14 protein-coding genes and 1 pseudogene are annotated in these 14978 nt (G+C 66.1%); 10 read left to right on the forward strand and 5 right to left on the reverse strand.

Annotated elements, in window-relative coordinates; all coding sequences use genetic code 11:
- Nucleotides 1-16: 16 nt before the first annotated feature.
- Together GA0071312_RS11345 and mfd are read right to left on the reverse strand one after the other, a co-directional pair.
- Complete coding sequence (locus GA0071312_RS11345) at nucleotides 17-577, reverse strand: CoA-binding protein (RefSeq protein WP_074445061.1); 561 nt, start codon at nucleotides 575-577, stop codon at nucleotides 17-19.
- Between the two features lie 100 nt (nucleotides 578-677).
- On the reverse strand, nucleotides 678-4220 hold the full coding sequence (gene mfd / locus GA0071312_RS11350; RefSeq protein WP_238947190.1) for a transcription-repair coupling factor: 3543 nt from the start codon (nucleotides 4218-4220) through the stop codon (nucleotides 678-680).
- Nucleotides 4221-4442: 222 nt separating this feature from the next.
- On the opposite strand from mfd, the gene GA0071312_RS11355 reads away from it, so the two are divergent.
- The 6 genes from GA0071312_RS11355 to yacG all read left to right on the forward strand — a co-directional run bounded on the left by GA0071312_RS11355 (nucleotide 4443) and on the right by yacG (nucleotide 9307).
- Nucleotides 4443-5417: a sulfurtransferase gene (locus tag GA0071312_RS11355; protein WP_074445063.1), complete on the forward strand. Its 975-nt coding sequence runs from the start codon at nucleotides 4443-4445 to the stop codon at nucleotides 5415-5417.
- Between the two features lie 4 nt (nucleotides 5418-5421).
- Complete coding sequence (locus GA0071312_RS11360; protein WP_083204518.1) at nucleotides 5422-6591, forward strand: YeeE/YedE family protein; 1170 nt, start codon at nucleotides 5422-5424, stop codon at nucleotides 6589-6591.
- Nucleotides 6588-6770, forward strand: a complete 183-nt coding sequence (locus GA0071312_RS11365) for a hypothetical protein (protein ID WP_074445064.1) — start codon at nucleotides 6588-6590, stop codon at nucleotides 6768-6770. The genes GA0071312_RS11360 and GA0071312_RS11365 overlap by 4 nt, the downstream gene beginning before the upstream one ends.
- Before the next feature lie 97 nt (nucleotides 6771-6867).
- A complete protein-coding gene (locus tag GA0071312_RS11370; protein WP_074446119.1) occupies nucleotides 6868-7515 on the forward strand; it encodes a Maf-like protein in 648 nt (215 codons plus the stop codon).
- Between the two features lie 47 nt (nucleotides 7516-7562).
- Complete coding sequence (locus tag GA0071312_RS11375; protein WP_074445065.1) at nucleotides 7563-9098, forward strand: AMP-binding protein; 1536 nt, start codon at nucleotides 7563-7565, stop codon at nucleotides 9096-9098.
- Entirely contained in the window at nucleotides 9095-9307 is a 213-nt protein-coding gene (gene yacG / locus GA0071312_RS11380) for a DNA gyrase inhibitor YacG (protein WP_074445066.1), read from the forward strand. Before GA0071312_RS11375 ends, yacG begins: the two co-directional genes overlap by 4 nt.
- 74 nt (nucleotides 9308-9381) lie before the next feature.
- On the opposite strand, the gene GA0071312_RS11385 is transcribed toward yacG, so the two are convergent.
- Nucleotides 9382-9564, reverse strand: a complete 183-nt coding sequence (locus tag GA0071312_RS11385) for a hypothetical protein (RefSeq protein ID WP_074445067.1) — start codon at nucleotides 9562-9564, stop codon at nucleotides 9382-9384.
- 587 nt (nucleotides 9565-10151) lie between these two features.
- On the opposite strand from GA0071312_RS11385, the gene GA0071312_RS11390 reads away from it, so the two are divergent.
- Both GA0071312_RS11390 and GA0071312_RS11395 read left to right on the forward strand, forming a co-directional pair.
- A complete protein-coding gene (locus GA0071312_RS11390; RefSeq protein ID WP_074445068.1) occupies nucleotides 10152-10904 on the forward strand; it encodes an EAL domain-containing protein in 753 nt (250 codons plus the stop codon).
- Between the two features lie 142 nt (nucleotides 10905-11046).
- Complete coding sequence (locus GA0071312_RS11395; protein WP_074445069.1) at nucleotides 11047-12597, forward strand: gamma-glutamyltransferase; 1551 nt, start codon at nucleotides 11047-11049, stop codon at nucleotides 12595-12597.
- Nucleotides 12598-12604: 7 nt separating this feature from the next.
- On the opposite strand, the gene GA0071312_RS11400 is transcribed toward GA0071312_RS11395, so the two are convergent.
- A complete protein-coding gene (locus GA0071312_RS11400) occupies nucleotides 12605-13171 on the reverse strand; it encodes an ureidoglycolate lyase (RefSeq protein ID WP_074445070.1) in 567 nt (188 codons plus the stop codon).
- Complete coding sequence (locus tag GA0071312_RS11405; protein WP_074445071.1) at nucleotides 13168-13962, reverse strand: N-acetylmuramoyl-L-alanine amidase; 795 nt, start codon at nucleotides 13960-13962, stop codon at nucleotides 13168-13170. Before GA0071312_RS11405 ends, GA0071312_RS11400 begins: the two co-directional genes overlap by 4 nt.
- A 444-nt stretch (nucleotides 13963-14406) precedes the next feature.
- On the opposite strand from GA0071312_RS11405, the pseudogene GA0071312_RS20590 reads away from it, so the two are divergent.
- Together GA0071312_RS20590 and GA0071312_RS11415 are read left to right on the forward strand one after the other, a co-directional pair.
- Nucleotides 14407-14616, forward strand: a pseudogene (locus GA0071312_RS20590) (DUF3047 domain-containing protein); the annotation flags it as partial.
- Nucleotides 14600-14977, forward strand: a complete 378-nt coding sequence (locus tag GA0071312_RS11415) for a DUF3047 domain-containing protein (protein WP_165604019.1) — start codon at nucleotides 14600-14602, stop codon at nucleotides 14975-14977. The pseudogene GA0071312_RS20590 and the gene GA0071312_RS11415, both read left to right, overlap by 17 nt.
- Nucleotide 14978 lies beyond the last annotated feature (1 nt).

The following is a 14978-nucleotide window of genomic DNA, read 5'->3' on the forward strand; positions in this document are numbered from 1 at the left end:
GCAATGGCGGGATATGTCAGCGGCGCCCGCCGCTATATGGACCCTGTCCGAGGGTGAGTTTCTGGAAACCCTTCGCGGCAAGCGTCGGCTTCTTCGCTGAAATCACCCGTGAGTTGATCCCCTGCCAGGCGATCTCGCCGGAGAGGCGGCCATATTCGATCTTCGGGCAGCGGTTCATCACCACGGTGACGCCCTGCGCTTCCGCGCGCGCAGCCGCCTCGTCGTCGCGCACGGAGAGCTGCATCCAGATCACCTTCGGCAGCGGATCGAGCGCGAGCGCCTCGTCGACGATCGGGCCCGCAGCGGCGGAATTGCGGAAGATCTCGACCATGTCCACCGGGCGGGGGATATCGGCGAGTGTGCCGTAGACGGGCAGGCCGAGGATCTCGGTTCCCGCCAGCCCCGGATTGACCGGGATCACGTCGAAATCGCGTTCCTTGAGATACTTGATCACGATCCAGCTCGGGCGCGCGGGATTGGCCGAGGCGCCGACGATCGCGATCGTGCGCGTCTGCTGCAGGATGCTCCGGATATGCGCATCCGGATACTGATCATGGACTATCGCCGCCTGTGTCATGCCGTCTCCTCGTATCCCGATTGCCGCGCCGGCACATGGTTACGCCGCCATCGCTTGCCGTGCAATCGGGAAGGGTGCAGGGGGCAGCGAGGTATTCTGCTCACGCCGCCTTCTTGCCCTCGGCGATCTTCACCAGCTCCCGCAGGATGTTGCGGGTGGTCTTCAGGCGGCGGTCGATATCGGCAACGTCGCGCATGAAGACAATCTTCATGTCGGCGCGCACCTTTGCCGTCGGGCCCTGATCGGCGACATAGGCGACGAGGCCCGCCGGATCGGCGAAGGAATTGTCGCGGAAGGAGACGGTGATGCCCTTGGCCCCGCCCTCGACCTTCTCGACATTGGCGCGCCGGCATAACACCTTGATCTGCATGACCTGCAGGAGCTGATCGACCTCTGAAGGCTTCTCGCCGAACCGGTCGACCATCTCGATGCCGAATTCCGCGATGGCGCTCTCATCCTCCATGCCAGCGAGGCGGCGGTAGAGGTCGAGGCGCAGTTGCAGGTCGGGGACGTAATTCTCCGGGATCATCACCGGCGCGCCGATGGCGATGGTCGGCGACCACTGATCCTCCATCACCTCGCCCTTGCCCTCCTTGAGCTGGGAGACGGCCTCTTCCAGCATCTGCTGATACAGCTCGTAACCCACCTCGCGGATATGGCCGGACTGCTCCTCTCCAAGCAGGTTGCCGGCGCCGCGAATGTCGAGATCGTGGCTCGCGAGCTGGAAGCCGGCGCCCAGCGTATCCAGCGATTGCAGCACCTTGAGACGGCGCTCCGCCTGCGGCGTGAGCATGCGGTTCTCCGGGATCGTGAACAGGGCATAGGCCCGCGTTTTCGAGCGCCCGACGCGCCCGCGCAACTGGTAGAGCTGGGAGAGGCCGAACATGTCGGCGCGGTGCACGATCAGTGTGTTGGCGGTGGGGATGTCGAGGCCCGATTCGACGATGGTGGTGGAGAGCAGCACATCGAACTTGCCCTCGTAGAACGCCGTCATCACGTCCTCGAGCTGGCCCGCAGCCATCTGGCCATGGGCGACCGCGACCTTCACCTCCGGTATCTCGCGATCGAGGAAGGCCTTGACCTCGCTCAGATCCTCGATGCGCGGCGCCACGTAGAACGCCTGGCCACCGCGATAGCGCTCGCGCAAGAGCGCCTCGCGGATCGCGAGCGGATCGAAGGGCGTGACGAAAGTGCGCACGGCGAGGCGATCGACCGGCGGCGTCGCGATCAGCGAGAGCTCACGCACCCCGGTGAGAGCAAGTTGCAGGGTACGCGGGATCGGCGTGGCCGAGAGCGTGAGCACATGCACCTCGGCGCGCAGCTCCTTCAGGCGCTCCTTGTGACTGACCCCGAAATGCTGCTCCTCATCGACGATGATCAGGCCGAGATCGCGGAACTTCACCGTCTTGCCGAGCAGCGCATGGGTGCCAACCACGATATCGACGGTACCGTCGGCGATACCTTCCTTGACGCGCTTGAGCTCAGCGGAATTGACGAAGCGCGAGGCCTGGCCGATCTGTACGGGCAGGCCCTTGAAGCGCTCCTCGAAGGTCTTGAAATGCTGTCGCGCGAGAAGCGTCGTCGGCACCACCACGGCGACCTGCCGCCCGGCCATGGCGCAGGCGAAGGCGGCACGCAGCGCGACCTCGGTCTTGCCGAAACCGACATCGCCGCAGACGAGCCGGTCCATCGGGCGCCCGGAGGCAAGATCGTTCATCACCGCGTCGATGGCGTTGAGTTGGTCCTCGGTCTCCTCGAACGGGAAGCGCGCGGCGAATTCGTCGTAGAGGCCCTCCTGCGGCGTGAGCTTCGGCGCTTCGCGCATGACACGGGCGGCGGCGATCCTGATCAGCCCGTCCGCCATCTCGCGGATACGCTGCTTCATCTTCGCCTTGCGCGCCTGCCAGGCGCCGCCGCCGAGCTTGTCGAGCTGAACCTCGGTATCCTCGGAGCCGTAGCGCGTCAGAAGCTCGATATTCTCCACCGGCAGGAACAGGCGATCGCCACCGGCATAATGGATCTCGAGGCAATCATGCGGCGCGCCGGCAGCCTCGATGGTCTTGAGACCGATGAAGCGCCCGATGCCGTGATCGGCATGTACGATGACGTCGCCCGGGGTGAGGGCGGAAACTTCGGTGAGGACGTCCTGCGGTTTCTTGCCCCGGCGCCGCGCGCGCACGAGGCGATCGCCGAGAATGTCCTGCTCGCCGATCACCACGACATCGCGCGCCTCGAAGCCGGATTCGATGCCCCAGACCGCAAGGCCGATCTCGGTCATGGAAAGCGCCTCCACCTCGTCGAACCGGCGCAGCGCCCTGACGCGCTCCAGCCCGTGATCGGCCAGCACGTGTTCGAGCCGCTCGCGCGAGCCCTCCGACCAGGCCGCGAGCATGACCTTGCGGCCATCATTCTGCAGGTCACGGATATGCGTGACCGCGGCATCGAAGACGTTGGCGCCCTCCGCCTCGCGCTCGGCGGCGAAGCTGCGGCCCTGGCGGGCGCCGCAATCGACGACGATGCGCTCAGACGTCTGCGGCGCGGCGAAGGGTGTCAGGACGGCGCCGGCGCGCTGGCGCCGCTGCGCCTGCCATTCATCTGCCGAGAGATAAAGTGCATCCGGCGGCAGCGGGCGATAGGGGGCGACGCCGGGCTGCGGGGTTTGCATCGCGGAGCGGCGGGCCTCGTAATAATCGCCGATCTGCGTCAGCCGCTCGCCGGCGGCTTCCTCGGCGAGGCCGTCGAGGATGAGGGGGGCATCCTTGGTGAAATCGAAAAGCGTGCCGAGCTCGTCGTAGAACAGCGGCAGCCAGTGCTCCAGCCCGGCATAGCGCCGGCCTTCGCTGACCGCCTCATAGAGCATGTCGTCGCGCGTCGGCGCACCGAACTGCGCGGCATAGCCCTGCCGGAAGCGCCGGATCGTCTCGGTGGTCAGCCGCGCCTCGCTGATCGGCACGAAATTGAGCGAGCGCAGGCTCGTCGAGGAACGCTGCGTCTCGGGATCGAAGGCGCGGATCGTCTCCAGCGTGTCACCGAAGAAATCGAGCCGCACGGGTGCCGGCAGGCCGGGGGCATAGAGATCGAGAATGCCGCCGCGCACGGCGTATTCGCCGGTCTCGTGGACCGTACCGGTGCGCATGAAGCCGTTCACCTCAAGCCAGTCCACGATGGCCTGCATGGTGATGACATTGCCCGGCGCGGCGGAGAACGTGTCCTTCAGGATACGCTTGCGCGGGGGCGTGCGCTGCAGGATGGCGTTGACCGTGGTCGAGAGAATGCGCGGGCGTTCCTCTGACGAGCGCGTGCGCGCCAGCCGCGCCAGCGTCGTCATGCGTTGCGCGGTGATGCTGCCGGTCGGCGAGGCGCGATCATAGGGCTGGCAATCCCAGGCGGGGAAATTCATCACCTGGATCTTCGGATCAACGAATCCGATGGCGCGCTCGAAGGCCTGCGCGCGCTGGCCGTCACGGGCCACATGCACCAGTACCGCCGGATTTTCCGAGCGTGGCGCCAGGGCGCGCGCCATGCGGGCGATCACGATCGCGTCATAGCCGTCGGGCGCATTCGCGAGCGTGATGCCCGCGCCGGTCTCGAAGGCTTCCACGGCTCTGGCGATCGGATCCTGCGTCATCGGTCTCTTCATCATGCAAAAAAGCCGGATCGCCATATGCACGGGGCATATGGCGCCGGTCCGGGTCGGATGATGGCGGGATGAATGGGGCAGGGGGGCGACGAGGTCAATGGCCGCCATGCCGCAGATTGGCAGCAACTTAATTACCTTTAAAATTTGTGAAATAAAAAAATACACTTGCAATGCTGATTTTATGGATTATCTCCGCACAAGGATTGCAAAAAGGAGGTTTCCATCATGCAACGCTCCCTCACCGCGCTCGGCGCAGGTATCGTCGTCGCCGGTTTCGGCATTCATGGATTTGCCGCCTCGGCTCACGCCGCCCCGCAGCTGTCGCCGCTCGTCAGCCCGGCGGAGCTCGCCGCTTTCAAGCGCGACGCCGATCTGCTGCTTCTCGACATCCGTCAGGGCGAGGCGTCGGAGGGGGTCGGCGTCTATGAGGCCGGCCATATCCCCGGCGCCGTGCACGCGCCTTATGCGCGCTGGCGCGGCCCGGCGGAGAATCCGGGGCAGGTGCTCACGGATGCCGAGCTGACCGAGCTCTTCCGCAGCCTCGGTGTCGAGGAAGGGCGGCCCGTCGTGGTGATCCACCAGGGTGACAGCGTCAGCGATTTCGGCGCCGCTGCGCGTGTCTACTGGACCTTGAAATCCGCCGGTATCGACAATCTCGCCATCCTCAATGGCGGCGTCGAGGCCTGGACGGCCGAGGAGCTCGCGCTCGCGACGGACAGCCCCGCGCCGCGCCCGAGCGAGATCACGGTGAGTCTCGGTGAAGCCTGGATCGCCACCCGCGACGACATCCGCGCCATCGTCGATGGCGAAGACAGCGCCACGCTGATCGATGCGCGTCCGGAGGCTTTCTATAACGGTGAGACAGCGCATGGCGCGGCGGCGCGTCCGGGGACGCTGCCGCAGGCACGTCTGTTCACGCATGCGAACTGGTTCGGCTCCGGCCCTGCCGTGATCGAGCAAGAGACCGTGCGCCGGCTCGTGGCCGAGAACGGCCTCGATAACGGCGAGGCGCTGGTCTCCTTCTGCAATACCGGCCATTGGGCTGCGACGAACTGGTTCGCTCTGAGCGAACTCGGCGGCATCGAAAACGTGAAGCTCTATCCCGAATCCGTCGTCGCCTGGTCGCAGGCCGGTCTGCCGATGGACAATGTCCCGGGCCGCCTCCAGCATCTCTGGATGTCCGTGAAGAGCTGGTTCTGATCCGATGACGAGTCTCACAGCCGATAGCGCCGGGCAAGCCGGCGCACCCCGCGCCGGTCTCTTCTGGCGCGTCGCGCTGGTGATCGCGGGCCTTGCGGCAGTGATCGCCGTCGCGGCCTTTGCCGGTGCGCGCTACGGCCTACTGCTCGCGGTCGGCCTTGGCTTCGGGATCGTGCTGGAGGGTTTGCGCTTCGGCTTTGCCGGGCCGTGGCGTGCGCTGATCCTGCGGCGCGAACCGGCGGGGCTCGTCGCCCAGCTCATCGCCATCGCCGCGGTTGCGATCATCGCGATCCCGCTGATCGAGACACATTCCGGTGAGCTGATCGGAGCGCATGCGCCGGTCGGCTTCGCCATGATCGGCGGAGCCTTCGTCTTCGGCATCGCCATGCAGATCGTGCTCGGCTGCGGCTCCGGTACGCTCGTCAATGCGGGCAGCGGCAATGCGGTGGGCGCCGTGGCGCTGCCGTTCTTCGCCATCGGCAGCTTCGCCGGCGCCTGGCATCTCGACTGGTGGACCGGGCTCGGTACCGCACCGGTGATCGCCTTCGGCGACGCCTTCGGCGCCTATGGCGGCCTCGCGCTGACGCTCGTGCTGCTCGCTATGGTTGCGATCATCGCGCTTCGTGGCGCAAAACCGGAGCATCGCCGCATCCCGCGCCGGCTCTGGCTCGCGGCGGGGTTCATCGCCTTGCTCGCGATCGCCAACCTCGTCATTGCCGGCCAGCCATGGGGCGTGGTCTACGGGCTCGGCCTGTGGGCGGCGAAGGGTGCGACGGCTTTGGGCGCCGATCTTACCGGTTCCGCATTCTGGGGCGCGCCGGCCAATGTGGAGCGCGTGCGCCAGAGCCTGCTCACCGATGTCACCTCGCTAACGAATATCGGCATCATCGCCGGCGCGATGCTCGTCGCCTCGTGGCGGCGCGGCTTCGATCAGCCGGTCACGCGGCTGCCCGCCATCGCCTGGATCGCGGCGATCGTGGCGGGGTTGCTGCTCGGCTACTCCTCCCGGCTTGCCTTCGGCTGCAATGTCGGCGCCTTCTTCAGCGGCATCTCGACGGGCAGCCTGCATGGCTGGGTCTGGTTCGCCGCCGCCTTCGCCGGCTCGATCCTCGGTGTGAAGCTGCGCGCGCGGCTGGGTTTCGAAGGCGCACCGAAGCGGGGAGGCCAGCCATGAAAATCATCTCGAGCCGCCGCCCCGTCGCCTTAGCCGTCGGTCTTTTCCTGTTGATCGTCTTTGCCGTCGATCAGGGCGTCAGCGCCCCGCCCAACCCTTTCACGGCACCGCCCATCCTCGCCCTCGGTTCAGGCGAAACCGCCGGCGGCGCCCATTGCGCCGCCCCGGCGGTGCGGTGACCGCTCGTCATTACCGATGGTGCATTCCATTTGGCCGGCGCATCGTTTACCGTCGCGCGCGATTTGGCCGGGATACGTTCTTCAAGCGGGGTTTGTGGTGCTGTCGTTCAAGGATCAGGATAAGGACTGGCGGCCGAGGCTGGTTCTGGCTTCGGCTTCGCCGCGCCGGCTGGCATTGTTGCAACAGGTGGGAATCGAGCCCGATGCGCTGTTGCCCGCCGATGTCGACGAGACCCCGGAGAAGACGGAGACGCCGCGTGATCTGGCACGTCGGCTGGCGCGTCTCAAGGCGCAGGCCGCGCAGCGCGTGGCGGAGAAGGACGAAGCGCTCGGGCATTGCTTCGTCGTTGCCGCCGATACCGTGGTCGCTCTCGGCCGGCGTATCCTGCCCAAGACCGAGACGATGGACGAAGCCGCCGCCTGCCTGCGCCTGCTCTCGGGCCGCCAGCATCGTGTCTATACCGGCGTGAGCGTGATCACGCCGAAGGGCAGCCGGCGCGAGCGGCTGGTCGAATCACGGGTGCGCTTCAAGCGGTTGTCGCCCGAGGAGATCGAAATCTATCTGGCATCGGGCGAATGGCGCGGCAAGGCGGGCGGTTACGCGATTCAGGGGCTGGGCGGCAGTTTCGTCGTGCGGCTCGTGGGCTCCTATCCCAATGTGGTGGGACTGCCCCTTTACGAAACCGTCTCGCTGCTCGAAGGTGAGGGCTTCCCCGTGCGCCTGTCCTGGCTGAACGCTGCGTAAGGCGCGTACGAAGACGCCCGATCACAACGCGCAAGAAGCAAGACGTCATGAATATCGCCACCTGGCTCGAACAGGCCGGACGCGCCAACCCCGACGCCCCCGCAGTGGGGCTCGGCATGCGCGTCGCGATGGATTACGCAACGCTGGCCGGGCGCGCGGCGCGTTTCGCGAGCGCCCTGCGCGACCGCTACGGTCTCGTCCCCGGCGATCGCGTCGCGCTGGTGACGAAGAACTGCCCGCAATTTCTCGAAGTCCTCTGGGGAAGCTGGTGGGCGGGCTGTGCCTGCGTGCCGGTCAATGCCAAGCTGCACGGTGCCGAGATCGGCTATATCCTGCAGCGCTCCGGCGCCCGGATCTGCATCGCGGGTGGTGATCTCGGCGATGACGTTGCCGCGCACGCGCCGGTGTCGCTCGAAGCGCTGGTGCGGATCGATAGCGCTGATTATGCGCGGATCTTCGAGGCAGATCCAATCCCCTGCATGCCTGTGGCGGGGAGCGAGCTCGCCTGGCTGTTCTTTACCAGCGGCACGACCGGGCGCCCCAAGGGCGCAATGCTCACCCACGACAATCTGATCGCGGCGAGCTACGCCTATGCGGCGGAAGTCGATCCGGTGCGCGCCGGCGATGCCACGCTGCTTGCGGCTCCGATGAGCCATGGTGCGGGGCTCTACATCATGGCGCATGTGCTGGGGCGCGGGGTGAGCGTCGTGCCGGAATCCGGCGGCTTCGAGGCCGGCGAGATCTTCGCGCTCGCCGCCCATTGGCGCAACGCGTCGATGTTTGCCGCGCCGACCATGGTCAAGCGCCTCACTGCCGCGCGCGAGGAGGCGGATCCTTCAGCCTTCCGCACTATCGTCTATGGCGGCGCGCCGATGTATGTCGAGGATGCGGTGCGCGCGCTCGATCGCTTCGGCCCCTGCTTCGCGCAGATCTACGGCCAGGGCGAGAGCCCGATGACCATCACCCGGCTTACTCGCGAGGAGATCGGCGATCGCGCTCACCCGCGCTGGCGCGAGCGCCTCGCCACGGCGGGTGTCGCCTATGGCAATGTCGAAGTCGCGATCGCCGACGAGGCGGGGCGCGTGCTGCCGCCGGGCGAGGCTGGGGAAATCATCTGCCGCGGCGCCCCGGTCATGCCGGGCTACTGGCAGGATGGTGAGGCGACGGCGAAGACCCTGCGCGATGGCTGGTTGTTCACCGGCGATGTCGGCAGCCTCGATGAATTCGGCTATCTCTCGCTGAAGGACCGCTCGAAGGATCTGATCATTTCCGGCGGCACCAACATCTATCCGCGCGAGGTCGAAGAGGTGCTGCTCACCCATCCCGACGTGCGTGAGGTCTCGGTGATCGGGCGCCCCGATCCGGAATGGGGCGAGATCGTCATCGCCTATATCGTGGGCGAGGCCGATGCTGCCACGCTCGACGCACTGTGCCTGTCGCAGATCGCACGGTTCAAGCGGCCCAGGCATTACCGATTTGTCGAGGCGCTGCCGAAGAACAATTACGGCAAGATCCTGAAGACGGCGCTGCGCGAGATCGACCAGCGCGACAGCGCATGCAACGATGCCGAGGAGAAGGGATGAGCGAGAACGAATCCGGAGACGGCGGCGCCCCCAGACAATTCACTCCGCGACCGTGCCCGATCTGCGCGAAGATGTCGGTGGAGCGCTACAGGCCGTTCTGCTCCAAGCGCTGTGCGGATGTCGATCTGCAACGCTGGTTCACCGGCAGCTATGCCGTCCCGGTGGTCGAGGAAGATCGCTCGCCGGACGATGACGACGAGCGATTTTAGGGTGAGCTTTTGCCGGCCTTTTTCGGCTTGCGGTCGCCTCGCAGGAGCCGCGCGCAGTGCTGGAGCCCGTTTCTTCAGGATGTCGCAGCCTGGCGCGGCGAGAAGCCGCAGCCGCCATCCATCCCGCCAGCCTCGTCTTCCTGCTTGACGGGCGGCGCCTTGTCCGACGCAGTCGCGATTGCGGGGGCGAGGCTGAAACCGAGGGCCAGTAACGTGGCCATCAGGAACTGAGGTACACGGAACCGGGTTTTTGACATGACCGTTCTCCTCGTTCGTGAATATTCACGGAGGCGATCATCGCCGAATTCCAGCGCGCGGTAAATCAGAAACTGCTCTTCAGCTTCCCCGCGCGTTGCAATGTCGCAGAAAAGACCTGCATGCACGATAAGTCGACACAGTACTTGCCATTTGCGCAATTGCTGTTTCTTTGTGCGATCGCATCGTCTTGACGGCAATGCAGCTTTTCAGATCCGGAACGGGCCTGCTGCTCCCAAGGCCTGTAGTGCCGATCTGCAAGCTCATGGCGCTGCGAATTGATGACTCGGTTTGTGTCGTTGGGTGAGCAGCGACGGTCGACTACGCGAACATATTCGGATATTTACTGATATATGGCCTTTTATGGGTGGGTTTTTGTGCAGGTGAATGCATTCAGTTGCTCTGAACGGGTGAAAAATCAGCCTTCCCATCATTGCATTGAACAGAACAAATCTGGTGGATTGCTATCGCATAAAGCTGCCGGATCATGCTATTCATGATACTTCGCTCAGCGAGCGAGATGCTATCATCCGGTCCGGCTTGCGCAATGCGCTGGCTTCGATGGCCATGGACGAATGATTTGGCGACAATGCGCGACCGTATCGGACCGTTTCTGACCCAGGATCTGGCGCTTGTCTACCAGCCAGTGGTGGAGGCGCGCAGCCATGCGGTAATCGGTGCCGAGGCGCTGCTGCGTCTGCGCGGACCCGGTGGGATTCTGTCAGGGCCGGCGGCGGTTCTCGATAGCCTGACGACGCCGCAAGAGCGCGCCGCGCTCGACTGGTGGGTCCTGGACAAGGCCTGCCGCGAGGCACAGGCCTGGCCCCATCTGCGTATCGGCGTGAACATCTGTGCCGAACACGTTACCCGCTCCGGCTTCTCCATCGGTACGCTCGAGGCTCTCACCGCCGCCGGGCTCTCGCCCGAGCGTCTCGCGATCGAAGTGATCGAGACGGCCATCATTGATGATTTCGAGCGTGCACGATCGAATTTCAACGCTTTGCGGGAAGCCGGAATACGCGTCGCCATCGACGATTTCGGGACGGGCTATTCCAGCCTGAGCTATCTCGCGAAACTGCCCATTGACACGATCAAGATCGACAAGTCGTTCATTGAGGCCATTGACGAAGCGCCCTCCGTCGCAATCATCCAGGCCACGACGGCGATGGCGCGGGCGCTCGGAATCAGGGTGACGGCGGAGGGTGTCGAGACCGCCGAACAGGCGCAGACACTGCGCGCCTTCGGCTGCCATTTCCTGCAAGGTTATTATTTTTCGCGCCCGGTTTCCGTAGAGGCATTCACCGCGTTGCTCGACAGGCCGCCATGGCAGACCGGTCCCTGAGGCAGGGAGATCGGGGCGGGGCTAGCTACGGTATGTCGCGCAGGTTTTTGCGCGTGTTTTCGTCTTTCACGCCGCGATCACCTTCTGTACCGACAAAGCCTGATCGGACGATCCCATTGTTTCCTGACAGGCGGCCAAGCGCATGAGCGAGAATGAAGAGCGTGGCGGGTGCGGGGCCGGCATGGTCGCGGCGTCGTCGCCTCACGCGGCGCGGGCGGGGCGCGACGTACTTGATGCCGGTGGCAATGCGGTGGATGCGGCGATCGCGACGGTTCTGGCGCTGGCTGTCGCCGATCCGATCAATCTCAGTCTGTTCGGTCGCTGCCAGATACTCGGTCTCACCGGCGAGCGCTTCTGGGCGATCGATGGCACCACCTGCGCGCCGATGGTCCTCCCCGAAGTGCAAGCCGACAAGACGCGAACCGGTTTTGCCGCCACCCCCGTCCCCGGCCTGTTGCCAGCGCTTGATCGGGCGCATCGTCGGCAGGGCCGGATCGCGCTCGCGGACATCGTCGCGCCGGCGTATCGGCTGGCGGAGGAGGGCTTTGTGATCCCGCCCGCGCTCGGGGCGATCTGGCAGGAAAAGGGCGGTGCGCTCGCCGCTGATCCCGGTGCGCGACTTTTCTATCTGAAGGCGGACGGGACGCCCTATGGTCCGGGAGAGCATTTCCGGCATCCGGCCCTGGCGCGGCTCCTGCGCGCCCTGTCGCATGATCTGCTCGCGCTCGGACATGATCGCGCCGAGCGGGAGGCCCTGGCCCGGCGCATCGCGGCATCCGGCGGGTTCGTCACTGCCGAGGATCTCGCGCAGGATGCGACCGGCGACGGCGAAATCCTGCATGGCACCCTCGCCGGGCATGCGCTCACCACGATCGGGCGGCAGGGCTGGGGGCATACGCTCGTGCAGATGGCCGCCATCATCGAGGCCGGCGGGTTCGACCCTGGTGATCCCGATTTCGCCGAGCACATCGCGCTGACGGTGCTCTGCGCCCTGGCTGATCGCCCGCAGGAAATCGGCACACTCACGCCCAAGCCGTTCGGCATGCCGCTGGAGATGCTGTGCGATCCGGCTTTCGCGCAGGCGCGCGCGACGCTGATCCGGAAACAGGCGCGTGCCTGCGATACCGGTGCGCGCCTCGTCGTGGCTTTCGGCGCGCCGGGCATACGCGCCGATCGCGATACGACGCATCTGAGCGTGATCGACGCGGCGGGCGACATGGTCGCGCTGACGGGTTCGATCGGCCCGCATTTCGGCGCCGGCATCGCCGATCCCGTGCATGGGGTGCTCTTTGCCCATTCCTATCGCATGGCGAGCGATCCGCGCGCGGGCGCGCGCGACGTGACCGAAATGACGCCGTGCCTCGTGACCGGGGCGGGCGGTCTGCGTCTCGCCATCGGTGCGGCTGGGAGCGAGCGGATACCCGGCGCGGTGATGCAGGTCCTGGTCGGGCGGCTGATGCGCGGGCTCCGCCTGCGCGAGGCGGTAGAGGCGCCGCGCTGCAACTGGCTCGGCGGCGCCCTGCGCCTGCATGAGGGGCATCCTGCGGCTGATCGTCTGCGCGCGCGTGGCTATACGATCGTGACGAGCCCACGCGATCATCGCCGGCATCTGGGAATCGTCCAGGCGGTGGAGCGCGACGCTGCCGGCTGTGCCGGCGCGGCGGATCCCGCTTATGACGGCGCTTCCGTATGAGGCGGGGTCAGCCGGCGATGCGGAGTGTCGGCCAGCCCAGATCAGCCAGCGTCACGATGCGGCTCTCACGGGCGTCGCTGCCATGCATGAGGTGGCCGACGAGATCCTCTTGCGTCGAGCGTCGCGTGAGCATCAGGCAGATCGCCTCGCCATTGGGTGCAAGGCTCGCATGCCAGATTCCCGGTGCCATGCACAGGCCGGTTCCGGCGGGTACGCAGAAGGCGGTGAGGCTGTCCGGATCGGGTTGATCCGGGTTATCCGCAAGGCTGCGCCCGACGATGTGGATGATCGGCGCGCCGGTCAGCGGCACCACGGCCTGCTCGGTGAACAGGTGCATTTCGAGGCGCGCGATCTCCGGGCCGGGATTGCGATAGCGCACCCAGATGAATTCCGGCACACCGCCAGCGGTGTCGAAATCATGCTCGTGGCGAAAATCTGTCGCGGGCTCGTGCCATGACAGGCGCTCGGGGGGCGCATCGGCGAAATCGATCGCGCGGCCCAGCATCGTGCCGTAGGGCGCGAAGGCTTCGGCTGTGGGTGGCTGCGGTGTCAGGGCGATGGTTTCGCGGGTCATGAGGGGACTCCCGGACGGGCGCGGATGAGGTTGCGCAGGGTGGTGATGGTCGAGGCATCGGCGACGCCGTCGACGCGCCCGGGCCGGAAATGGCGCTGGAAGGCGGTGACGACGGCATGGGTGTGCGGTCCGAATTCGCCGTCGATCGCAAGCGGATAGCCATACATGGCGAACATCGCCTGCAGCGCTTCGATTGGCTGGCCTTGCTCGCCCTGTGCGAAATAGCGCCCGTCGATGATCGGCTCCGGTGCGACGAAATGCCCGACACCCGCTTCATGCAGGCGCGCCCAGGGAAACAGCTCGCCCGGGTCCTGCTTGCGCATCGGCGCCACGTCGGAATGGGCCAGCACGTTCTGCGGTGGAATGCGCCAACGTGTACAGATATCGCGGGACAGCGCGATTACCGCGTCGATCTGCGCCTCGGGGAAGGGCGGCAACCCGCCATCATGGCCGGGATTGGCGATCTCGATGCCGATCGAGCGGGAATTGATATCCGTGGACGTCTGCCAGGCGGCTTCCCCCGCATGCCAGGCGCGGCGGCTCTCGGGGACAAGCTGGAGCACGCGGCCATCCTCGAAGACGAAGTAATGTGCCGAGACCTGCGCGATCGGATTGCACAGCCATTGCAGCGCCTCGCCGCTATCGGGCATGCCGGTATAATGCAGGATCAGCATGTCGCAGGGCGCAGGCATCCCCGCTCCGCCATCGCGCGCGTCAGGCCTGCGCTCTCCGTGATTGGGCGAGGGGAAGACCTTGGTGGCGAAGGAACTTTCCGGACTGGGCAGGGACATGGCAACTTGTCGGCAGTTTCAGGATCTCCGGCTAGCGATAGGCGCCGTCGGGCGGCCTTGCAAGGGGCCAGGGGTGACGATTGTTCTCCGCCATTGATGACGTCCGCGCCTTCATCACCGCCTCGCTTGATTCTGATGCGCCCCTCACCCCCAACCCCTCTCCACGGCGGGAGAGGGGAGTTCTGGCGCGGCCTTCAGGAGCCGTTCGAGCCTCCGTCCGGGCTAGCGTAATCGTGAGCGGCATCTGCCGGCGGTTGGGTTAGTCTGTGCGCCATTGCATGAATGGGAGATCGCATGAGCCTGTCGTTACCCACGCGTCGCGGATTCATCGCGGCGACCGGCGTGTTTTGCGCCTCCGCTGCCATTCCGGGCTTCGCTTATGCTCAGGGTGCGGCGCTCGCGGTTCCCTTCGGACCCGATCTCGCGCGGGCGAGTTGGGAACATATGACCTTCCGGCGCATCTCCGCGACCGATTACGCGGGTGCGGGGGATCGTGAGCTCGCCATCGAGGCGCGGGGGAGCTCGTCGCTGATCCATCGCGCGCTGCCAGAGCCCGCTTTCGATGCGCGGGGCGCATCATGGCGCTGGCGGGTGGATGAGGGCGTGCCGGCCACCGATCTGTCGCGGCGCGGCGGTGATGACCGGGCGATCGCGCTCTATTTCGCCTTTGCCCCGGAAAGCGCGCGCCTCCGCCGCCGCCGGGCGCACCAGCCTGCGCCGGCTGCTGCTTTCCGGGAGCGGCCAGTTGCTCGTCTATGTCTGGGGCGGGGGCGAGCCGCGCGGCACCATCGTGCCCAACCCCTATACGCGCGGGCGGGGCGTCTATCTGATCCAGCGCCCGGCAAGCACGCCGACCGGGCAATGGCAGAGCGAGAATGTCGATCTCGAAGGCGATTATCAACGCGCCTTCGGGCAGGCGCCTGGCATCCTCGTCGGCCTCGCCGTCGCCTCGGATTCCGACGATGTCGACGGGATCAACCGCGCCCGTCTGGCGGATCTGACGCTTGCGGGTTGAG

The organism is Saliniramus fredricksonii, from assembly GCF_900094735.1.
Lineage (GTDB): Bacteria > Pseudomonadota > Alphaproteobacteria > Rhizobiales > Beijerinckiaceae > Saliniramus > Saliniramus fredricksonii.